This is a genomic window from Pseudomonas sp. FFUP_PS_473 (genome assembly GCF_002858665.1).
Taxonomy (GTDB): Bacteria; Pseudomonadota; Gammaproteobacteria; order Pseudomonadales; family Pseudomonadaceae; genus Aquipseudomonas; species Aquipseudomonas defluvii.
The window spans coordinates 1-19,722 of the sequence record NZ_PJQQ01000050.1 but is presented as its reverse complement, the minus strand read 5'-3'; the positions used below and the strand labels follow the sequence as shown (position 1 = coordinate 19,722).

Genomic DNA, 19,722 nt, shown 5'->3' with positions numbered 1-19,722 from the left:
TTGAGCGGTCTTGGAAACCGTCGGATGTTACCACAGTCGCCGAGAGCTTGGGAGTACGGCAAAGCGTCGCCGGTGCAGGCACCCTAGCACCCGCGACGATAAAGGCCGCCAAGGGCCACTCAGTCAATGCAGGCGCTTGCGGCACATCAATTGGGCCATTTTCGCGGTATCCGGGCGCTCGACGATGCCTTTCTCGGTGACGATGGCGTCGATAAGGTCCGCCGGGGTCACGTCGAATACCGGGTTGAAGGCATCGACATCGGCACCGACGCGCTGCCCGCCGACTTCCAGCAACTCACTGCCGGCACGCTCTTCGATCGGGATGTCATCGCCACTGGCCAGGCTCATGTCGATGGTCGAGCTCGGCGCCACCACCATGAAACGCACACCATGGTGCATGGCGTTGACCGCCAGTTGGTAGGTACCGATCTTGTTCGCCACGTCGCCATTGGCAGTGATGCGGTCTGCCCCGACGATGACCCAGGTAATACCCTTGGTCTTCATGAGGTGAGCCGCCGCCGAATCGGCATTCAGGGTCACCGGAATGCCTTCGTTGGCCAGTTCCCAGGCGGTCAGCCGCGAGCCTTGCAACCAGGGCCGGGTTTCATCGGCGTAGACGCGCTCGATCATGCCCTCCAGCCAGGCACCGCGAATCACCCCCAGCGCAGTACCAAAACCACCCGTTGCCAGCGCACCCGTGTTGCAGTGGGTGAGTACCGCCTGCTCGCTGCCTTGATGCTTGCGGATCAGCTCGACACCCAGCTGAGCCATGGTCAGGTTGGCCTCGCGGTCACTTTCGTGAATCGCGATGGCCTCAGCCTCCATGAGCGCGAGCGGGTCATCGGTGCTCTTCAGGCGTTCCAGGCGCTCGCGCATGCGGTTCAGCGCCCAAAACAGGTTGACTGCGGTTGGCCGCGACTCGGCCAGAACAGTGAAATCTTCTTCCAGCGCCGCTTTCCAGTCGCCACCGGCGGCCAGGCGCTGACGCACTGCCAAAACGATGCCATAGGCAGCGCTGATGCCAATTGCAGGTGCGCCACGCACCACCATGGAACGAATTGCCTCGGCCACGCCGCGCGCATCGGTATACGCCAGCCAGGTTTCCTCCGCTGGCAGGATGCGCTGGTCGAGCAGGTACAAGGCACCGTCTCGCCAATCGATGGCCTTTACCTTCTCTGCAGCCAACAGTCGATCGCGCATGCCTCACCCCACCATTCAGACATCAAAAGCGAATGATTATAACGATCCCCAGGCGCGGGCGCTCGGGTATACTTCGCCCTTACTCCTTTAGCCCTTGGATTTTCTGCCATGCCCAAGCTTGCCACCCCCCTCGACCTGTTGCTCCTGCCAACCTGGCTGGTGCCCGTCGAACCGGCCGGGGTGGTGTTCAAGGACTACGGCCTGGGCATCCGTGACGGCAAGATCGCCTTCGTGGGCCCACGCGAAGACGCCCTGCGCCACGGCGCCGGGGAGATCCGCGAGTTGCCAGGCTGCCTGCTCAGCCCCGGCCTGATCAACGCACACGGCCACGCGGCAATGACCCTGTTCCGCGGCCTGGCCGACGACCTGCCGTTGATGACCTGGCTCGAAAAGCACATCTGGCCGGCCGAGAGCCGCTGGGTCGACGAAGCCTTCGTGCGCGACGGTACCGACCTGGCCATCGCCGAGCAGCTCAAGGGCGGCATCACCTGCTTCTCGGACATGTACTTTTTCCCGAAAATTGCCAGCGAGCGCGTACACGAGAGCGGCATTCGCGCCCAGATCGCCATTCCCCTGCTGGACTTCCCGATTCCTGGCGCACGCAGCACCGATGAAGCGCTGCACCAGGGCGTCGAGCTGTTCGGCGACCTGCGCCACCATCCCCGCATTACCGTGGCTTTCGGCCCGCACGCGCCTTACACGGTGAGCGACGAGAACCTGGAGAAAATCCGGGTGATCGCCGAGGAACTGGACGCGCCGATTCACATGCATATTCAGGAAACCGCCTTTGAGGTCCAGCAGTCGCTGGAGCAGCGTGGCGAGCGCCCTCTGGCACGTCTGGCCCGCCTCGGCCTGCTTGGCCCGCGCCTGCAGGCGGTACACATGACCCAGGTCAGCGACGAAGACCTGGCGCTGCTGGTAGAAAGCAACACCAACGTTGTCCACTGCCCGGAATCGAACCTGAAACTGGCCAGCGGCTTCTGCCCGGTCGAACGCCTGTGGCAAGCCGGCGTCAACGTCGCCGTTGGAACCGACGGCGCGGCCAGCAACAACGATCTCGACCTGCTCGGCGAAACCCGCACTGCGGCCCTGTTGGCCAAGGCAGTTGCTGGCTCGGCCACCGCACTGGACGCACACCGCGCCCTGCGCATGGCGACCCTCAATGGCGCACGCGCACTGGGCCTTGATGCGATTACCGGCTCACTGGAGCTGGGCAAGGCCGCAGACCTGACCGCCTTCGACCTTTCGGGCCTGGCTCAGCAGCCGGTCTACGACCCGGTTTCGCAACTGATCTACGCCTGCGGCCGTGACTGCGTGAAGCATGTCTGGGTCAACGGCAAGCAACTGCTGGACGAGCGGCGCCTGACGCGCCTGGACGAACAGGCCCTGAGCAGCGCAGCCCGCGCCTGGGGCCAGCGCATTGGCGGCCATCACGAATAACCCGTCGCCAGCCCCACTGCCGACCCGTAACGTATTATTGAAGCTTCAGAGGACTGTTCCATGAGCAACGTCGACCACGCTGAAATCGCCAAATTCGAAGCCCTCGCCCACCGCTGGTGGGACCGCGAAAGCGAGTTCAAACCGCTGCACGACATCAACCCGCTACGGGTCAACTGGATTGACGAGCGCGTCAAGCTGGCCGGCAAGAAGGTGCTCGACGTTGGCTGCGGCGGCGGCATTCTCAGCGAATCCATGGCCCAGCGCGGCGCGACCGTCACCGGTATCGACATGGGTGAGGCACCGCTGGCCGTCGCCCAACTGCACCAGCTGGAATCGGGCGTAAACGTTGAGTACCGGCAGATCACCGCCGAAGCTCTGGCCGAGGAAATGCCAGGCCAGTTTGACGTGGTCACCTGCCTGGAGATGCTGGAGCACGTCCCTGACCCGTCCTCGGTGATCCGCGCCTGCTACCGCATGGTCAAACCGGGTGGCCAGGTATTTTTCTCGACCATCAACCGCAACCCCAAGGCGTACCTGTTTGCGATCATTGGCGCCGAGTACATCATGAAGTTGCTGCCGCGTGGCACACATGACTTCAAGAAGTTCATCCGCCCCTCGGAACTGGGCGCCTGGAGCCGTGAAGCCGGCCTGAGCGTCAAGGACATCATCGGCCTGACCTACAACCCGCTGACCAAGCATTACAAGCTGGCAGCCGATGTCGACGTCAACTACATGATTCAAACCCTGCGCGAGGAATGAGCATGCGTTTGCGAGCCGTACTTTTTGACATGGATGGCACCTTGCTGGATACGGCGCCGGACTTCGTCGCCATCTGCCAGGCCATGCTGGCCGACCGCGGCCTGCCCCCCGTAGACGAACAGAGAATCCGTGATGTGATTTCCGGTGGTGCCCGGGCCATGGTCTCGGCAACCTTCGCGCTGGACCCAGCCGACGCGGCGTTCGAAGCACTGCGCCTGGAGTTCCTTGAGCGCTACCAGGCCAACTGCGCGGTCCACAGCTGCCTGTTCGACGGCATGGCCGAATTGCTGGCCGACATCGAAAAAGGCAACTTGCTGTGGGGGGTGGTCACCAACAAGCCCGTGCGCTTCGCCGAGCCGATCATGCAACAACTCGGCCTGGCCGAGCGTTCGGCGCTGCTGATCTGCCCGGACCATGTAAAGAACAGCAAGCCCGATCCAGAGCCACTGATCCTGGCCTGCAAAACCCTGAACCTGGACCCGGCCAGCGTGCTGTTCGTGGGCGACGACCTGCGTGACATCGAGTCGGGGCGCGATGCCGGCACCCGCACCGCTGCCGTACGCTATGGCTATATCCACCCCGAAGACAACCCGAACAACTGGGGTGCGGACGTGGTGGTCGACCATCCACTGGAACTGCGCAAGGTGATCGACAGCGCACTCTGCGGCTGCTGATAGCGACTATTTAGAGGTAAACACCATGTTCGACTACTCCGCCCGCCCCGACCTGCTCAAAGACCGGGTCATCCTTGTCACCGGCGCCGGTCGCGGCATCGGCGCAGCCGCCGCCAAGAGCTTCGCTGCCCACGGTGCGACGGTGCTGCTGCTGGGCAAGACCGAAGCCAACCTGACCCAGGTCTATGACGAAATCGAAGCGGCCGGGCATCCACAACCGGTGGTCATTCCGTTCAACCTGGAAACGGCGCTGCCACACCAGTACGACGAACTGGCGGTGATGATCGAGAATGAGTTCGGTCGGCTCGACGGCCTGCTGCACAACGCCTCGATCATTGGCCCACGGACACCGATTGAACAGCTGTCTGGCGACAACTTCATGCGGGTGATGCATATCAACGTGAACGCCACGTTCATGCTGACCAGCACCCTGCTGCCACTGTTGAAGCTGTCGCAGGACGCTTCGGTGATCTTCACCTCCAGCAGTGTTGGCCGCAAAGGCCGCGCCTACTGGGGCGCCTATGGGGTGTCGAAGTTCGCCACCGAGGGCCTGATGCAAACCCTGGCAGATGAGCTGGAGGGCGTTGCCCCTGTGCGCGCCAACAGTGTCAACCCAGGCGCAACCCGCACCAGCATGCGCGCCCAGGCCTACCCGGGCGAAAACCCCGAAAGCAATCCGCTGCCGGCCGATATCATGCCGGTGTATCTGTACCTGATGGGCCCGGACAGCGCCGGCATCAACGGCCAGGCGTTCGACGCGCAGTAAGCTTCAGCCTTGCACCAGAGCCATCCGTTCGCGGGGGCTCTGGCGCTCATGCGACACTTCCATTTGCATGCAGCGCTCAAGGAACAGGTACATGTATTCGTAACTCTTGCAGATGGCCTGCCGCAGCTCGGCCTGCAAGGCCCTGGACGGGTTGTTGCCAGCCAGCGTGCAGATGATCTCCAGCGCCTCCCATGGGTGCGCATCGTCATACTGAGCGTGCAGATTCAGCCACTTCATGGCGCGCTTGCGCTGCGCTTCCGGAAACGCCTCGGCATAGGCACCGGTAGAACAGACCAAGGCCGACCACTCGCCGGTAGCCCCTTCAATGGCATAGTTGGTCGCTGCAATCGCGATGATCAGCGGGTCTGCCGAGCTGGTGTGCCAGCACCAGTGGCTCAACGCCTGCAGCTCTGTCGGCACCTGCTGCGCCTGCAGGTCGTCGAGGCTGACGCCATGGGCATGGCACCAGTTCAGCCAATAATCGGCATGATTGAGTTCGACGCGAATGTTGCGCATCAGCCAGCGGCGCGCCAGGTCCTCACCGGGATGGCGGGCAAAGCGGGTCTTGGTCAGGTTCTGTGCCATGTACAGGGCGAACTGTTCAACCACCGGCCAGCCACCAATCAGGTACTGACGCATCGTTCGAGCCCCCAAGCGGTTATCTCGCATGCGCTGGTAAAGCTCGTGCTCGACCACCTTTCGCTTACTTTCGCTGCAGGCTTCAATCAACTGTTGGGCCCAGAGCGGGTAACTGGCGGGATCCATCAACGGACCGATTCGAACAAATGCATCATTCACTGTCAGCTCCTTTTCCTTGTGATTGTTAATGTTCAGCGAAACGTTCCTGGCGCCTTCATCATCTGAGCGCGCTCCGGCGCACGTTTGCGCTGCAGGCTGTCGCACGAAAACACCGCCGGACGCTCGATGAGGTACCCCTGTGCGTAGTCCACGCCAATTTCCCGCAAGGCCTGTTCAATCAGCGGGGTTTCGACGAACTCGGCGATCGTGCGTTTGCCCATGACATGGCCAATGTGGTTGATCACTTCGACCATCGCCCGATTAATCGGGTCATCCAGCATGTCCTTGACGAAACTTCCGTCGATCTTAAGGAAGTCTACTGGCAAATGTTTCAAATAGGCGAACGACGACATGCCTGCGCAGAAGTCATCAAGCGAGAACCTGCAGCCCAACCCCTTCAAGTCGTTGATGAAACGAATGGCGCTACCCAGGTTGGCAATGGCACTGGTTTCAGTGATTTCAAAGCAGACCAACTGCGGTGGAATCGAAAACTCGCTGAACATGCGGTGCAGGTATTCAAGGAAGTTGTCGTCGCCGATACTGCTCCCGGACAGGTTGATCGCGCACATGGCCAACGGCCCTTGGCGCGGCCTGTCCAGGGCTTCGCGAATCACCTGAAACACGTTGCGCACGACCCAACGGTCCAGCGCGGTCATCAACCCGTATCGTTCGGCGGCCGGGATAAAGCTGTCAGGCAGGATGGTGCGCCCACTCTCATCGTGCAGCCGCAGAAGAATCTCAAGGTGCCCACCGGCATTGCCAGGCTCACCCAGTGCAGCAATTTCCTGGGAGTAAAGGCAAAAGCGGTTTTCTTCCAATGCGACGTGCAAACGCTGAATCCAGGCCATTTCACCAACGCGCATGGACAACTCGGTGTCGTCGGCATGGTAGACCTGAACGCGGTTACGCCCCTTCTCCTTGGCCATATAACACGCCATGTCCGCGGCCCGCAACGACGCTTCCAGGGTAGCCGGAGGCTGGCTGAGGGGAACCAGGCCAATACTGACCGTGGTCATGAACGGGCGCCCTTTCCAGACAAAATGCAGGCTCTGCACTGTCTGACGAAGGTTTTCGGCAATGCGCTCGGCCTGTTCCGGCGGGCAGTTTTCCAGCAGGATGCCGAACTCATCCCCCCCGAGACGCGCCAAGGTATCCCCTTCACGCAACCCACCCTGAAGCAAGGCACAAATGTGCCGCAGCAACTCATCACCCGCCGCATGGCCAGAGGTGTCGTTGACCAGTTTGAACTGATCCAGGTCCAGGAACAGTAATGAATGGCGCGCCGTACTTCGGCTCAGGCCTGCGAGCGCCTGCTCCAGGCGGAACTCGAATTCCCGGCGGTTGGCCAACCCTGTCAGGGCGTCATGGGTGGCCTGCCAGGACAGGTTGGCAATGTATTGGCGCTCCTGGGTCATGTCATGCAGCACCACTACAACGCCACTGATACGCCCTTCGTTGAGTATCGGCGCGCCCACCAGGGCGACGGAAACGGTGCTGCCATCGAGCCGCTGAATCAGCTTGGCATGCTCACCGCCTTCATGCAGGGTGCCGTTGAGAATGTGCTCAATCAGCGTCAGGCTGTCCTTCTCGGCATGCTCATCAAGCAGATTGAACAGTGCCGCCAAGGGCAAGCCCTGCGCCTGCTGGGCATCCCAGTGGGTCAACTGCTCGGCAGCCGGGTTCATGTAGGTAATACAGCCATCGACGTCGGTGGTTATCACACCATCGCCAATCGACGCCAGGGTGACTTGCGCACGCTCTTTTTCAACCTGCAGCGCACTGGCAAAGGCTTGGCGCTGAACCAGCAGCTTGTGCGAGCGCTTCCAGGCCAGGGCAATCAGGAACAATGCGGTCGCCACGTTGATGAACAGCAACAGGCGCAGGAGCACCCGCGAGCCTTCGCTCAAGGCATCGCTGAACGCCTTGGCGGCAGGCGCCACGCCCTCATTGATCGAGGCAATCCTGGCCTTCCAGTCGGCCACTTTCCTGGCCGAGGCCTTCCCACGCGCAAAGCCTTGGCGTATTTCCTGGGCAAGAGTGTCGAGTTGCTGCACGAAGCCGTCGCCGACGGCCCACAGTTGAATGGCCTTTTCCAGGTAACTGACATGACGAAAATTCAGGTACAACCAGATCACACTGGAGACGTCATCGGGGTGGTTGCCACCCTGCAACATGCCCTTGCGAGCCGCTGCGATGTCCGGTGTCGGCAAATCCAGTGCGGTGCGCAGCTCATGCCCCCCCATGGGCACGGCGATAGCCCGCTGGTACTTCTCGAACGCCGCCTGATCGCCACTGTCGGCATACAGCGTAAGGTAGTAGATGGCGTCCTTCTGGCCCTTGGACCAGAGGCTTTCGCCACCCACGTAACCACGCACAGCCGAGAGCGCGTAAAGGCTGATGCTTCCTAGCAACGCCTGAAACAGCACGACCGCGACAAATGGCCAAATGATGCCCAGCAACTTTGGCGCTTCGAGAGTCCGTTTTCCCTTCATGAGGTCCCTTGTTGCAGAGCCGTATGAGTCTAAACCTACAACAGACTAGGATATTTGCCACCAGGGCAAATGGCCTTTACCTCAAAATTCGCTTTTCCCGCTCAACTTTGTTGCAGATGCCCGTACAGTTTGGCGTATAAACCGCCATCAGCGATGAGCTGCTGATGGCAACCGTCCTCGGCAACATGCCCCCCATCGAACACCAGAACACGGTCTGCCTGCTTCACCGCCGACAGGCGGTGGGCGATGATCAAGGTCGTGCGGGCACTGAGAAAACGGGCCAGGGCCTGATGCAGGTTGTACTCGGTGGCCGCGTCCAGAGCCGACGTGGCTTCATCGAGGATAACCACCTTGGGCTCGGCCAGTACCATCCGGGCAATGGCCAGACGCTGACGCTGCCCACCGGACAGGCGTACTCCGGAGCGCCCCACCACGCTGTCCAGGCCCTGAGGCAGCGCAGCAATGGTGCCATCTAGCTGGGCAATGCCCAATGCCTGCCAGCACGCCTCGTCGGTGCAGTCGCGGCCCATGGTCAGGTTGGCGCGCACGGTGTCGTTGAACAGCGAGGGGTGCTGCAACACCACGGCCACCTGCTCACGCAAGGTTTCCAGGCCAATTTCCTGCAAGGTCGCGCCACCGAAGCGGATCGTCCCGGCTTGCGGTGTGTAGAGCCCCAGCAACAACTGCACCAGGGTGCTCTTGCCGCCACCGCTGGCACCGACTATCGCCACTTTTTCGCCGGGTGCGATCGACAGGTTGAGCTGGTCGAGCACCGGCTCCTCGCCGTAGGCGAAACGCAGGCCGCGCACGTCGATGCCAACGGTGTCACGACCCTTGAACGGGTCGACGCCCCCGGCAAACTGCGGTTCGTCGTCACGCGCCAGCAGTTCGTTGATGCGGGTCAGCGCACCGCCAGCGGCGTAGTAGGCGTATTGCAGGTTCAACAACTGCTCCACCGGCCCGATCATGAACCACAGGTAGCTGAACACGGCCAGCATCTGGCCAATGGAAAGGTCGGAGAACAGCACGGTGAGCATTGCCGCCGCGCGGAAAATATCGATACCAAACTGGAACAACAGGCCACTGGCACGCCCACTGGCGTCACTCTTCCACTGCGAGGCGACGGCATAGTTGCGAACCTCCTGGGCACGTACCCCCAGTCGCCCAAGGAAATAGCCCTGGCGGTTACCGGCTCGAATTTCCTGAATGGCATCCAGCGTTTCGGCCAGCGCCTGGGTAAACCGCGAGGTGCTGTCGTTCTCCAGTTTTTTCAGGTGCTTGACCCGCTTGCCCAATTGCACGGTGGCAAAAATCACCAACGGGTTGAACAGCAGGATCAACAGCGCCAACTGCCAATGCATCCAGATCAGGATGCCGGCCGTACCGGTCAAGGTCAGTACCGCTACCAGGAAGCGGCTGAGGGTTTCACCGACAAACTTGTCCAGGGTGTCGAGGTCGGTCACCAGGTGCGTCGTGACCGTTCCGCTGCCAAGGCTTTCGTACTCGCTCAGGGAGATGCGCTTGAGCCGCTCGATCAGGCGGATACGCAAGCGGTAGACGATGTCTTTGGCCAAACCGGCAAACAGCCTGGCCTGAACCACGTTGAATGCCAGCGCGAATACCCGCAGGCACAGGGTCACCAGGAGCATCAGGCCGATATAGCCAGCGGGCACGTGCCAAGCCTGCGGCAGAAACTGATTCATCCATTTCAGCGCGGCGTCGCCATGCCCCAGCAGCACTTCGTCGACGAGCAGCGGCAGCAACAGCGGGATCGGCACACTGCACAGCGCCGCCAGCACGGCAACGCCATTGGCGATCCACAGGGCTTTTTTGTGTTGCAGTGCCAGGCGACGAATTTCAGCCCAGCTCAGACGATCGCCATGACTTGCCGGTGAACCCGGCACCGGGTCGGGTGAGCCCGGCAGGTCAAGCATGAGCGGCGCGCTCCAGCCAACGACCGAGCAACGGCGCCAACGCGTCTTGAGGCTGGTAGCCGTTGGTCAACAGCGCCAACTGGCCATTGCGCTCGGCGAGCAGGGTCGGGAAACCGGCAATACCCAAATCCTGCACCCAGACGAAATCGGCAGCCGTGGCCTGGCGTTGTTCGGCGCTGGTGAAGCGTTCGGAGAACACCGCACGCTCAAAGCCTGCCTGGGTAGCCAGTTCGACCAATTGCGGCGCACGGGTGACATCTTCGCTGCGCTCATAGAAGGCCTGCTGGATAAGCGTGAGCAGGCCCCACGCGCGTTGCGGGTCAAGGCTGCGCGCCGTCACCAAGGCGCGGCACGCAGGTTCGGTGTCGTAGACGAAACCCTCGGGCATCGCCCCTTCAATGCGAAACGGCTGGCCAGTCGCTTCGTGCACCGCTTGCCAGTGCTCAAGGATGTAGCGTCGGGTAGACACATCAAGTGCGCTGCTACCGCTACGCAGGCCACCGACCACCAGATGGGTCGGCACCCCCGCCGCCTGCGCCTGGGCGATCAGGGCCTCGGCCACTGGTGCAAAACCCCAGCACCAGGAGCACATCGGGTCCATCACATAGAGCAGGCGAGCGGACATCATCAAACCTCGGCAGCTTTGCGGTAATTATGGCCAATCGGGTGCGGCTGGTTGCGGGCCTTGGCCAGTTCGATCTGCTTCTGCCGGTCGATGGCGCTGCGGCGCGTCTTCTCGCTCAGGCTGTCCCAGCAGTGCGGGCAGCTGATACCTGGCGAGTAGTGCTCCGAAGCACGGTCTTCCACGCTGATCGGCGTGCGGCAGGCGTGGCACTGGTCATAATCGCCTTCGCTCAGGTCATGACGAACGGTGACCCGGTTGTCGAAGACGAAGCACTCGCCCTCCCAGCGGCTCTCTTCCTGCGGCACTTCCTCAAGGTATTTGAGGATGCCACCCTTGAGATGATAGACCTCTTCGAACCCCTCGCCGAGCATGTAGCTGGAGGCTTTTTCACAGCGAATGCCGCCGGTGCAGAACATGGCGACTTTCTTGTGACGGCTTGGGTCGAAGTTGGCCTTGATGTACTCGGGGAACTCACGGAAGGTCGTGGTTTTCGGGTCGATCGCCCCTTCAAAGGTGCCGATGGACACTTCGTAATCGTTACGGGTATCGATCAACAGCACTTCCGGATCGCTGATCAGTGCGTTCCAGTCCTTGGGCTCGACGTAGGTACCGACCTTCTTGTTCGGGTCGACGCCCGGAACACCCAGGGTGACGATCTCTTTCTTCAGTTTGACCTTGGTGCGGTAGAACGGCTGCTCATCGCAGTAGGACTCTTTGTGGTCGATGTCTACCAGGCGCGCATCGCTGCGCAACCAGGCCAGCAGGCCATCGATGCCTTCACGGGTACCGGACACCGTACCGTTGATGCCTTCTTCAGCCAGCAACAGGGTGCCTTTGACGCCATTGGCGGTCATCGTTTCGAGCAGCGGTTCACGCAGCTCGACGTAATCTTCGAGGGTAACGAATTTGTACAGCGCCGCCACGACGATAGCTTGGGTCATGCCTTGATTCTCCAGGTGGCTGTCCTCGCAAAGGACGAACCGGGTGTCAAAAAAAACGCGCCGACGAGCGGCGCGTTGCACATTCTAACAAAAACCCGGCAGCAAAATCAGTGTTTGCTACCACCGGCACAGGTTGGCGAGGCCGGGGCTGCACCGACCTTTTCCCACTCCTGCGGCGTGTAGGTATGCAAGGCCAAGGCGTGGAACTGGCTCATCAGCTCGCCTAGGGTGGCGTACACCTTCTGGTGGCGCTTGACGCTGTTCAGCCCCTCGAACTGCTCACTGACCAAAATCGCCTTGTAGTGGGTTTCCTGGCCACGGCTGTGCATGTGGCTTTCGTCACGCACTTCAAGGTGCTGCGGGGCCAGGGCGGCCAGGCTTTGCTCAATTCGTTGCTGCATCGACATGACGGGCTCCGCTTACGGTTTCTTGGCCGGCGCGGCCTTGCCCGCGGACGGGTCCAGTTCGGTGGTCATGTCAGACAGCAGCTTGTTGACCACCGGTACTGCGCTTTCCAGTTTCTGCTGGGTCAACTGAGCCGACTGCTGGGTGACCATCGGCATTTTTTCCAGGACTTTCTTGCCCAGTGGCGACTCGTAGAACTTCACCAGGTCTTTCAGCTCGCTTTCGCTGAAGGTGCTGGTGTAGAGCTTAACCATATCGGGCTTGAGCTTGTTCCAGCCGATCGCCTGGTCAAGGGCGGCATTGGCCTTGGCCTGGTAGCTGTCCAGCACAGCCTTTTTCGAAGCAGGTGCCTTGGTCTGTTCAAAGCGCTGGGCGAACATCTGCTGCACTTGCATGTAGACCGGGGTTCCGAGCTTGTCGGCGTGCGCCAGCTTAAGGAAGGCTTCGGCGCTGGCATTGTGGCTGGCAGTATCGGCAAGCACCTGGCCGCTGGCACAAACCAGTACAACTGCGGTGCAAAGGGCGCGAAGACGGGTCATCGGAAATCCTTAATTGTCGGAAGAGGTGGCACCTCAGAGTAGAGCATTCTGCGCCGACTCGGGCTGAGCGCTCAAGTGGATCGACACGTAAAGAAACCGCCGTGTCGAATCAGGACCTAAACTGCGGAATCAGACGACAAAGGAGTGACCGCAGCATGAGCCGTAACGAAACAGACAGCCTGGGAACGGTCGAAGTTCCGGATCAGGCCTACTGGGGCGCCCAGACGCAGCGCTCGCTGATCAACTTCGCAATTGGCAAGGAACGGATGCCGCTGGCTGTCCTGCACGCCCTGGCGCTGATCAAGAAGGCGGCCGCCCGGGTCAACGTGCGTAACGGCAACCTGCCAGCCGACGTTGCCCGGCTGATTGAGCAAGCCGCTGACGAGGTACTGGCCGGGCAACACGACGAGCAGTTTCCGCTGATGGTCTGGCAGACCGGTAGCGGCACCCAGAGCAACATGAACGTCAACGAGGTGATTGCCGGCCGCGCCAACGAACTCGCCGGCCAGGGCCGAGGGGGGAAAACCCCGGTCCACCCCAACGATCACGTCAACCGTTCGCAGAGCTCCAACGACTGTTTCCCCACCGCCATGCACATCGCCGCAGCACAGGCAGTACATGCGCGGCTACTGCCGGCGATCAGCGAACTGGCTGCGGGCCTGGCAGAACAGTCGGTGCGTCATCAGCACCTGGTCAAGACCGGCCGCACCCACATGATGGACGCCACACCGATTACCTTCGGCCAGGAACTGTCGGCTTATGTCGCCCAACTCGATTACGCACAACGGGCAATCCGCTCGACACTGCCGGCAGTCTACGAGCTGGCACAGGGCGGTACGGCAGTCGGTACCGGCCTGAACGCACCGAAAGGCTTTGCCGAAGCCATCGCCGCAGAGCTTGCGGCCTTGGCCGGGCTGCCCTTCGTCAGCGCACCGAACAAATTCGCCGCGCTGGCCGGGCATGAACCACTGACGCTCCTGGCCGGGGCGCTGAAAACCCTGGCGATCACCCTGATGAAACTGGCCAACGATTTGCGCTTGCTCAGCTCCGGCCCGCGCACCGGGCTGGCGGAAGTGCGGTTGCCGGCCAACGAGCCGGGCAGCTCGATCATGCCCGGCAAGGTCAACCCGACCCAATGCGAGGCGCTGTCGATGCTGGCCTGCCAGGTGCTGGGCAACGACGCCGCGATCGGCTTTGCCGCCAGCCAGGGGCACCTTCAGCTCAACGTGTTCAAGCCGGTGATCATCCATAACCTGCTGCAGTCGATCGAACTGCTGGCCGACGGCTGCCATAACTTCCAGCAGCACTGTATTGCCGGGCTTGAACCGGATCCTCAGCAGATGGCCGACCACCTGGAACGTGGGCTGATGCTGGTGACGGCGCTGAACCCGCACATCGGCTACGACAAAGCCGCCGAGATTGCCAAAAAAGCCTATGCCGACGGCATTACCCTACGCGAGGCCGCACTGGCGCTGGGCTATGTCAGCGACCAGCAGTTCGACCAATGGGTACGGCCCGAACACATGCTCGATGCGGGCGACAACGGCTGAGTCAGCGTGCCAGGCGCACGCGTCTGGCACGCCAACCGGCAATCAGTGACGGCCCCAGCGCAATCAGCACCGAGCCGAGCACCACGATCACGGCACCAATGTACGCCAGGCCATTGATCTGCTCGGGTTGCACATAACCTGGCCAGAGCATGGCCGCCAGGGCAACACAGCCGAACGTCACCAGCGGGGTGATCGCCAGGGTCGCACTGACCCGCGATGCTTCCCAGTGGGCCAACGCTTCAGCAAAGGCACCGTAGGCAACCAGCGTGTTCAGGCAACAGGCCAACAGCAACCAGCCTTGCAGCGGGCTCAGTTGCAGCGCCTCCAGTGGGTGTGCCCATGGCGTCAGGATCAAGGCACAGATCAGGTAGATCACCATCATCACCTGTGGCGAGCTCCACACGGTGAGTAACTGCTTCTGGCCCAAGGCATAGAACGTCCACACCGCAGCGGCCAGCAGGATAATCAGAATGCCCTTGGTGTAGATCCCCAAGGAGGTCAGCAGTTCGTCCAGGCGCTGATTGAAGAACAACCCGAAGCCCAGCAGCAGAATGACCAGGCCGATCCCCTGCCCCAGGCTGAAACGCTCCTTGAAAACCACAACGCTACTGATCAACAGCAGCACCGGCCCCATCTGGATCATCAGTTGCGCTGTGCCGGGGCTGAGCATGTTCAGGCCGATCAGGTAGAGCACATAGTTGCCGATCAGCCCGCCCACGCAGAGCAACAGCAGAAAACGCCCGTTTCGCCCCAGGGCACGCACGGAGGGCAGACGCCGCGTGGCGCCAAGAAAGGCCAGCAGCAGGCCACCAGAAACCAGCAGGCGGAACCAGGTGACAGTGACCGGGTCCATCACCAGCAACACCTGCTTGAGCTTGATCGGAAGGATGCCCCAGAGCACGGCCGTCAACAACGCCAGGAACAGACCGTAGACCCAGCGTCCGGAAGAAATATGCATGACCGCCTCGAAAAACCCTGTGGTGGGGGGAGGCTTGATTCTACGGCGGTCACCGCAACTTACACAGTTACAGATATAGAAAAGAATTCAGCATCTCATTCCATGAAAGCCTGCAAGTGTTACGCGGGCTCTGTTGGAGCTGGCTTGCCTGCGATGGCGTCGGTGGGGTGTCCGTGAGTACGCGGTGGCTGCATCGCGGGCAAGCCCGGCTCCTACAGGTTACGCGAGCGCTGTTGGAGCTGGCTTGCCTGCGATGGCGTCGGTGGGGTGTCCGTGAGTTCGCGGCGTTTGTATCGCGGGCAAGCCCGGCTCCTACAGGCTGCGCGGGCGCTGTTGGAGCTGGCTTGCCTGCGATGGCGTTGGTGGCTATTTCTTGTTGTTCTTGAACGCCGCTTCCAGCGCTTCGTTGATGGTGCGCAGCACTTTTACCCGGGCCCAGCGTTTGTCATTGGCTTCGACCAGGGTCCAAGGCGCAATTTCGGTGCTGGTACGGTCAACCATATCGCCCACCGCTTCGGCGTATTGCGGCCACTTGTCACGGTTGCGCCAGTCCTCTTCGGTGATCTTGAAGCGCTTGAAGGGGATCTGTTCGCGCGCCTGGAAGCGCTCCAGTTGGGTCTGCTGGTCAATCGCCATCCAGAACTTGACCAGCACCACGCCAGCGTTGTTCAACTGTTCTTCAAAATCATTGATCTCGCCATAGGCCCGCATCCAGTCTGCCTGCTGGCAAAACCCCTCGACTCGCTCCACCAGCACCCGGCCGTACCAGGAGCGATCGAACACGGTGAATTTGCCGCGCCCCGGGACGTGCCGCCAGAACCGCCAGAGGTAAGGCTGGGCACGTTCTTCTTCGGTCGGGGCAGCAACCGGCACGATACGGTATTGACGCGGGTCCAGTGCTGCGGCCACGCGGCGGATCGCACCGCCCTTGCCCGCAGCGTCGTTCCCTTCGAACACGGCCAGCAAGGCATGGCGGCGCATGCGTTTATCACGCAGCAGCCCGGCCAGGCGTGCCTGCTCGGTAATCAGTTGCTCCTGGTATTCGTCCTTGCTCAGTTGCTTGCTCAAATCCAGGCTGCCCAACAAGCTGCGCTGATCAATGCTCTGGCTCAACGGCGCGATGTTACTCGGACGAACCACGCGCCCTTCGGTCTTCAGCGCGTTCTGCAAGCCTTCAAGCAGAATGCGCCCGACTGCCAGGCTTCGGTAATAGGGGTCGACACCCTCTATGACATGCCATGGCGCATAGTCTCGGCTGGTACGGCGCAACACTCGCTCACCAAAACGCACGAAGCGGTCATAGGTCTGTGACTGTTGCCAGTCCAGCGGGCTGATCCGCCAACTGTGCAGCGGATCGTCCTGCAGGGACTTGAGGCGGGCTTTCATCTGTTTTTTGGACAGGTGGAACCAGAACTTGAAGATCAGCGCACCTTCATCACAGAGCATCTGTTCCAGGCGCTCGGCACCACCAATGGCCTGGTCGAGCACGGCGTCCTTGAACACACCATGAACCCGTCCCTGCAACATCTGGCTGTACCAGTTACCGAAGAAAATCCCCATCCGCCCCTTGGCCGGAAACGCCCGCCAGTAGCGCCAGGCCGGTGGATGGGCGAGCTCTTCATCGCTTTGCTGATCGAAGGTACGGACCTCGATCAACCGAGGGTCCATCCATTCGTTAAGCAGCTTGACCGTCTCGCCCTTGCCTGCACCTTCGACGCCATTGATCAATACAATGACCGGAAACCGTGCCTGCTGCTTGAGTTCGAACTGCGCTTCAAGCAACGCTTCTCGCAACGCCGGGACTTCAGCGTCATAGGTGTCCTTGTCGATGGCGTGACCGATTTCAGCAGATTCGAACATGTACCAGGCTCCCTTGGTTGATAAGCAAGCCTAGCGGATCAGCGCGGCTTTTGTCGGCAGAAAAATCAGTACCATGCGCCAAGTCAAACAGCGTTCAACCGATCGGCTAAAATGCCGGTCTTGCCGTTTTCGAGCCGAACATGATCGACGTAACCAACTATGCCCAGATTGACTGGGACGACCAGGGACGCCCGCATTCGCGGCAGTACGATGACGTCTATTTCTCCAAGGAACAGGGCCTTGAAGAAACCCGTCATGTATTCATTGAGCAGAACAACCTGCGTCAGCGTTTCAGCGCCCTGCAGGACAACCAGTGCCTGGTGATCGGCGAAACCGGTTTTGGTACCGGGATGAATTTTCTTTGCGCCTGGCAGCTGTTCGCCGAATGCGCCGGCCCTGGTGCTCGCCTGCATTTCGTGACGGTCGAGAAATACCCCCTGAGCCGCGCCGATCTGGCCAAGGCCTTGGCCCTGTGGCCGGAGCTGGCAGATTTCGGCAATGCCCTGTTGGCCGAGTACGTGGCGGTGCATGAAGGCTTCCAGCAGTTTGTCTTCGAGCAGGGTCGGGTCACGCTGACCTTGATGGTGGGCGATGCGCTGGAGCAGTTGCCGCAACTCGATGCCCGGGTCGACGCCTGGTTCCTCGATGGTTTTGCCCCGGCGAAAAACCCGGAAATGTGGACCCCGGAGCTGTTCGCTCAGTTGGCCCGGCTCTCGGCCGAACAGGCCACACTCGGCACTTTTACCAGCACCGGCTGGGTTCGTCGCGGGTTGATGGCTGCCGGTTTCGCGCTGAAAAAGATCCCCGGCATCGGCAAGAAGTGGGAAATCGTGCGCGGCGTCTATGAAGGTTGCCCACCCGAGCAGGCTGCCCCGGCAACTGTCGCGCCCTGGTACGCCCGCCCGCCTGCCCTGCCGGGCCCACGCCAGGCGCTGGTGATTGGCGCCGGCCTGGCTGGCTGTGCGACGGCCGCAAGCCTGGCGGCACGGGGCTGGCAGGTCAGCCTGCTGGATCGCCATGCGCAACCGGCCAGCGAGGCCTCGGGCAACCCGCAAGGTGTGCTCTACCTGAAGCTCTCAGCCCACGGCACCGCCCTGTCGCGGTTGATCATCAGCGGCTTCGGTTATACCCGACGCTTGCTGGAACAATTGCAGCGTGGCCGTGATTGGGACGCCTGCGGTGTGTTGCAGTTAGCCTTCGACGACAAGGAAGATCAGCGCCAGGCCAAACTGGCCGAGGCCTTCGACCCGACATTACTGCAACGCCTGAACCGCACCGACGCCGAAACCATGGCGGGCATCGGCCTGGCCAGTGGCGGCCTGTTCTACCCTGAAGGTGGCTGGGTTCACCCGCCGGCGCTGTGCGCCTGGCAGGCCAAGCATCCGAACATCCGCCTGCTGATGCATCACCAGGTGCTGGAACTGCGCAAGGCCGATGGCCAGTGGCAGGCCTGGGAGGGCGAGCGCCTGTTGGCCAGTGCGCCGCTCGCGGTGTTGGCCTGCGCGGCGGAGATCCATCGGTTTGACGGCTGCAGTGAACTGCCGCTCAAGCGCATTCGCGGGCAAATCACCCGCCTGCCGGCCACTGGGCAGAGTTCAACCTTGAGCACCGTGGTCTGCGCCGAGGGTTACGTTGCCCCACCGCGCCTGGGTGAACACACCCTCGGCGCCAGTTTCGACTTCACCGCCACCGAGCTGACGCCGACCGCCGCTGAGCACCAAGGCAACCTGGCATTGCTACAAGAGATCTCCGCCGACCTGGCGATGCGCCTGGGCGCCGATCATCTCGACCCCGAGGTGCTGGAAGGCAGGGCCGCGTTCCGCTGTACCAGCCCGGACTACCTGCCAATCGTTGGCCCGCTGGCTGATCAAAAAGCGTTCGCTCAGGCCTATGCGGTGCTGGCCAAAGACGCCCGACAACAACCGAGCACGCCCTGCCCTTGGCTTGAGGGCTTGTACATCAACAGCGGCCATGGCTCGCGCGGGTTGATCACTGCACCGCTTTCAGGCGAGCTGGTTGCTGCCTGGGCTGACGGTGCGCCGCTGCCACTGCCCCGTGCAGTCGCCGAAGCCTGCCATCCGAACCGCTTCATGCTGCGTGAACTGGTTCGCGGCAAGCGCAGACAGGGCGAAGCCAGCCAGTAACGATTCGCGTAGGATGTGGGCACTCTTAACTACGTCCAAGTCCTTTTATGCTGATTCCTTACGACCAACTGGAAGCTGAGACCCTGACCCGCCTGATCGAGGATTTCGTCACCCGCGACGGTACCGACAACGGTGACGAAACCCCGCTCGAAACCCGTGTACTGCGGGTTCGCCAAGCGCTGCTCAAAGGTCAGGCCTTTATCCTCTTCGACCTGGAAAGCCAACAGTGCCAGTTGCTGCCCAAGCACGAAGTCCCTCGGGAACTGCTGGACTGAATCAGTCCGTGCTCATCTTCTTGCCGGCCTGCTCGACAATACGCCGGTAGATTTCCGCCCTGTGCACCTCGATATGCCGTGGAGCGCTGATACCGAAACGTACGGTACCGCCTTCCACGGACAACACTTCGATCCTGATCTGACCATCAATGGCGATCACCTCACCTACCTCACGTCCGATAACCAGCATCGCTTTTTCCTCCAGCTTTTGGCGAATCTGGAGACTGCTGCATGGGCAAGGTGCCATCAATGCTGCGAGCGGGATTTAGACAGTTCCCACCGCACTTTCAGATGGTATGGACGCCTCCCCCCGGCAGCGGGCCGACCGCAGCACCTCTACATCAATAGAGGATCCTCGCTGC

Annotated in this window: 18 protein-coding genes; 7 read left to right on the top strand and 11 right to left on the bottom strand. The window is 61.4% G+C overall.

What is annotated here, in order from left to right:
* Nucleotides 1-123 precede the first annotated feature (123 nt).
* Nucleotides 124-1,200: an S-methyl-5-thioribose-1-phosphate isomerase gene (gene mtnA / locus CYD26_RS23030; protein ID WP_102053760.1), complete on the bottom strand. Its 1,077-nt coding sequence runs from the start codon at nt 1,198-1,200 to the stop codon at nt 124-126.
* 108 nt (nt 1,201-1,308) lie between these two features.
* Between mtnA and CYD26_RS23025 the strand changes: the two genes are divergently transcribed.
* Genes CYD26_RS23025 through CYD26_RS23010 form a run of 4 tightly spaced genes read left to right on the top strand, consistent with a single transcriptional unit; the run spans nt 1,309 to nt 4,839 of the window.
* The gene (locus CYD26_RS23025) at nt 1,309-2,640 is read left to right on the top strand and encodes a TRZ/ATZ family hydrolase (RefSeq protein ID WP_102053759.1); all 1,332 of its coding nucleotides are present in this window, start codon (nt 1,309-1,311) and stop codon (nt 2,638-2,640) included.
* Between the two features lie 60 nt (nt 2,641-2,700).
* A complete protein-coding gene (gene ubiG / locus CYD26_RS23020; protein ID WP_065760849.1) occupies nt 2,701-3,399 on the top strand; it encodes a bifunctional 2-polyprenyl-6-hydroxyphenol methylase/3-demethylubiquinol 3-O-methyltransferase UbiG in 699 nt (232 codons plus the stop codon).
* Nucleotides 3,400-3,401: 2 nt separating this feature from the next.
* Nucleotides 3,402-4,073, top strand: coding sequence for an N-acetylmuramic acid 6-phosphate phosphatase MupP (gene mupP / locus CYD26_RS23015; protein WP_102053758.1), 672 nt, complete (start codon nt 3,402-3,404; stop codon nt 4,071-4,073).
* A gap of 25 nt (nt 4,074-4,098) precedes the next feature.
* A complete protein-coding gene (locus CYD26_RS23010) occupies nt 4,099-4,839 on the top strand; it encodes a YciK family oxidoreductase (protein ID WP_102053757.1) in 741 nt (246 codons plus the stop codon).
* 3 nt (nt 4,840-4,842) lie between these two features.
* On the opposite strand, the gene CYD26_RS23005 is transcribed toward CYD26_RS23010, so the two are convergent.
* The 7 genes from CYD26_RS23005 to CYD26_RS22975 all read right to left on the bottom strand — a co-directional run bounded on the left by CYD26_RS23005 (nt 4,843) and on the right by CYD26_RS22975 (nt 12,573).
* The gene (locus CYD26_RS23005) at nt 4,843-5,637 is read right to left on the bottom strand and encodes a TenA family transcriptional regulator (RefSeq protein WP_065760846.1); all 795 of its coding nucleotides are present in this window, start codon (nt 5,635-5,637) and stop codon (nt 4,843-4,845) included.
* Nucleotides 5,638-5,669: 32 nt separating this feature from the next.
* On the bottom strand, nt 5,670-8,129 hold the full coding sequence (locus tag CYD26_RS23000; protein ID WP_102053756.1) for an EAL domain-containing protein: 2,460 nt from the start codon (nt 8,127-8,129) through the stop codon (nt 5,670-5,672).
* A gap of 101 nt (nt 8,130-8,230) precedes the next feature.
* On the bottom strand, nt 8,231-10,063 hold the full coding sequence (locus CYD26_RS22995; RefSeq protein ID WP_102053755.1) for an ABC transporter ATP-binding protein: 1,833 nt from the start codon (nt 10,061-10,063) through the stop codon (nt 8,231-8,233).
* On the bottom strand, nt 10,056-10,688 hold the full coding sequence (locus CYD26_RS22990; RefSeq protein ID WP_065760843.1) for a DsbA family protein: 633 nt from the start codon (nt 10,686-10,688) through the stop codon (nt 10,056-10,058). Before CYD26_RS22990 ends, CYD26_RS22995 begins: the two co-directional genes overlap by 8 nt.
* Before the next feature lie 2 nt (nt 10,689-10,690).
* Entirely contained in the window at nt 10,691-11,629 is a 939-nt protein-coding gene (locus CYD26_RS22985; RefSeq protein WP_177442419.1) for a rhodanese-related sulfurtransferase, read from the bottom strand.
* Nucleotides 11,630-11,736: 107 nt separating this feature from the next.
* On the bottom strand, nt 11,737-12,036 hold the full coding sequence (locus tag CYD26_RS22980; RefSeq protein ID WP_065760841.1) for a BolA family transcriptional regulator: 300 nt from the start codon (nt 12,034-12,036) through the stop codon (nt 11,737-11,739).
* 12 nt (nt 12,037-12,048) lie between these two features.
* Nucleotides 12,049-12,573, bottom strand: a complete 525-nt coding sequence (locus tag CYD26_RS22975; RefSeq protein WP_065760840.1) for a DUF2059 domain-containing protein — start codon at nt 12,571-12,573, stop codon at nt 12,049-12,051.
* Between the two features lie 155 nt (nt 12,574-12,728).
* Between CYD26_RS22975 and CYD26_RS22970 the strand changes: the two genes are divergently transcribed.
* Nucleotides 12,729-14,123 (top strand): class II fumarate hydratase, encoded by a 1,395-nt coding sequence (locus CYD26_RS22970; RefSeq protein WP_102053754.1) that lies wholly within the window; start codon nt 12,729-12,731, stop codon nt 14,121-14,123.
* A gap of 1 nt (nt 14,124) precedes the next feature.
* Here CYD26_RS22970 and CYD26_RS22965 read toward each other — a convergent pair whose 3' ends face one another.
* Nucleotides 14,125-15,081: a DMT family transporter gene (locus tag CYD26_RS22965; protein ID WP_102053753.1), complete on the bottom strand. Its 957-nt coding sequence runs from the start codon at nt 15,079-15,081 to the stop codon at nt 14,125-14,127.
* 366 nt (nt 15,082-15,447) lie between these two features.
* Nucleotides 15,448-16,941, bottom strand: a complete 1,494-nt coding sequence (gene pap, locus CYD26_RS22960; RefSeq protein WP_102053752.1) for a polyphosphate:AMP phosphotransferase — start codon at nt 16,939-16,941, stop codon at nt 15,448-15,450.
* A 140-nt stretch (nt 16,942-17,081) separates the two neighbouring features.
* On the opposite strand from pap, the gene mnmC reads away from it, so the two are divergent.
* Nucleotides 17,082-19,085 (top strand): bifunctional tRNA (5-methylaminomethyl-2-thiouridine)(34)-methyltransferase MnmD/FAD-dependent 5-carboxymethylaminomethyl-2-thiouridine(34) oxidoreductase MnmC, encoded by a 2,004-nt coding sequence (gene mnmC, locus CYD26_RS22955; RefSeq protein WP_102053751.1) that lies wholly within the window; start codon nt 17,082-17,084, stop codon nt 19,083-19,085.
* A gap of 47 nt (nt 19,086-19,132) precedes the next feature.
* Nucleotides 19,133-19,360 carry a YheU family protein gene (locus CYD26_RS22950; protein WP_065760398.1) on the top strand — a complete coding sequence of 76 codons (228 nt, stop codon included), beginning with the start codon at nt 19,133-19,135 and terminating at the stop codon, nt 19,358-19,360.
* Nucleotide 19,361: 1 nt separating this feature from the next.
* Here the strand turns inward: CYD26_RS22950 and csrA are convergent, their stop codons facing one another.
* Nucleotides 19,362-19,550: a carbon storage regulator CsrA gene (gene csrA, locus CYD26_RS22945; RefSeq protein WP_065760399.1), complete on the bottom strand. Its 189-nt coding sequence runs from the start codon at nt 19,548-19,550 to the stop codon at nt 19,362-19,364.
* Nucleotides 19,551-19,722 lie beyond the last annotated feature (172 nt).

What these genes read in the sequence shown, in the direction of transcription:
- mtnA (WP_102053760.1), bottom strand. Translation starts at nt 1,200, where the DNA reads ATGCGCGATCGACTGTTGGCTGCAGAGAAGGTAAAGGCCATCGATTGG.
- CYD26_RS23025 (WP_102053759.1), top strand. Translation starts at nt 1,309, where the DNA reads ATGCCCAAGCTTGCCACCCCCCTCGACCTGTTGCTCCTGCCAACCTGG.
- ubiG (WP_065760849.1), top strand. Translation starts at nt 2,701, where the DNA reads ATGAGCAACGTCGACCACGCTGAAATCGCCAAATTCGAAGCCCTCGCC.
- mupP (WP_102053758.1), top strand. Translation starts at nt 3,402, where the DNA reads ATGCGTTTGCGAGCCGTACTTTTTGACATGGATGGCACCTTGCTGGAT.
- CYD26_RS23010 (WP_102053757.1), top strand. Translation starts at nt 4,099, where the DNA reads ATGTTCGACTACTCCGCCCGCCCCGACCTGCTCAAAGACCGGGTCATC.
- CYD26_RS23000 (WP_102053756.1), bottom strand. Translation starts at nt 8,129, where the DNA reads ATGAAGGGAAAACGGACTCTCGAAGCGCCAAAGTTGCTGGGCATCATT.
- CYD26_RS22995 (WP_102053755.1), bottom strand. Translation starts at nt 10,063, where the DNA reads ATGCTTGACCTGCCGGGCTCACCCGACCCGGTGCCGGGTTCACCGGCA.
- CYD26_RS22990 (WP_065760843.1), bottom strand. Translation starts at nt 10,688, where the DNA reads ATGTCCGCTCGCCTGCTCTATGTGATGGACCCGATGTGCTCCTGGTGC.
- CYD26_RS22985 (WP_177442419.1), bottom strand. Translation starts at nt 11,629, where the DNA reads ATGACCCAAGCTATCGTCGTGGCGGCGCTGTACAAATTCGTTACCCTC.
- CYD26_RS22980 (WP_065760841.1), bottom strand. Translation starts at nt 12,036, where the DNA reads ATGTCGATGCAGCAACGAATTGAGCAAAGCCTGGCCGCCCTGGCCCCG.
- CYD26_RS22975 (WP_065760840.1), bottom strand. Translation starts at nt 12,573, where the DNA reads ATGACCCGTCTTCGCGCCCTTTGCACCGCAGTTGTACTGGTTTGTGCC.
- CYD26_RS22970 (WP_102053754.1), top strand. Translation starts at nt 12,729, where the DNA reads ATGAGCCGTAACGAAACAGACAGCCTGGGAACGGTCGAAGTTCCGGAT.
- CYD26_RS22965 (WP_102053753.1), bottom strand. Translation starts at nt 15,081, where the DNA reads ATGCATATTTCTTCCGGACGCTGGGTCTACGGTCTGTTCCTGGCGTTG.
- pap (WP_102053752.1), bottom strand. Translation starts at nt 16,941, where the DNA reads ATGTTCGAATCTGCTGAAATCGGTCACGCCATCGACAAGGACACCTAT.
- mnmC (WP_102053751.1), top strand. Translation starts at nt 17,082, where the DNA reads ATGATCGACGTAACCAACTATGCCCAGATTGACTGGGACGACCAGGGA.
- CYD26_RS22950 (WP_065760398.1), top strand. Translation starts at nt 19,133, where the DNA reads ATGCTGATTCCTTACGACCAACTGGAAGCTGAGACCCTGACCCGCCTG.
- csrA (WP_065760399.1), bottom strand. Translation starts at nt 19,550, where the DNA reads ATGCTGGTTATCGGACGTGAGGTAGGTGAGGTGATCGCCATTGATGGT.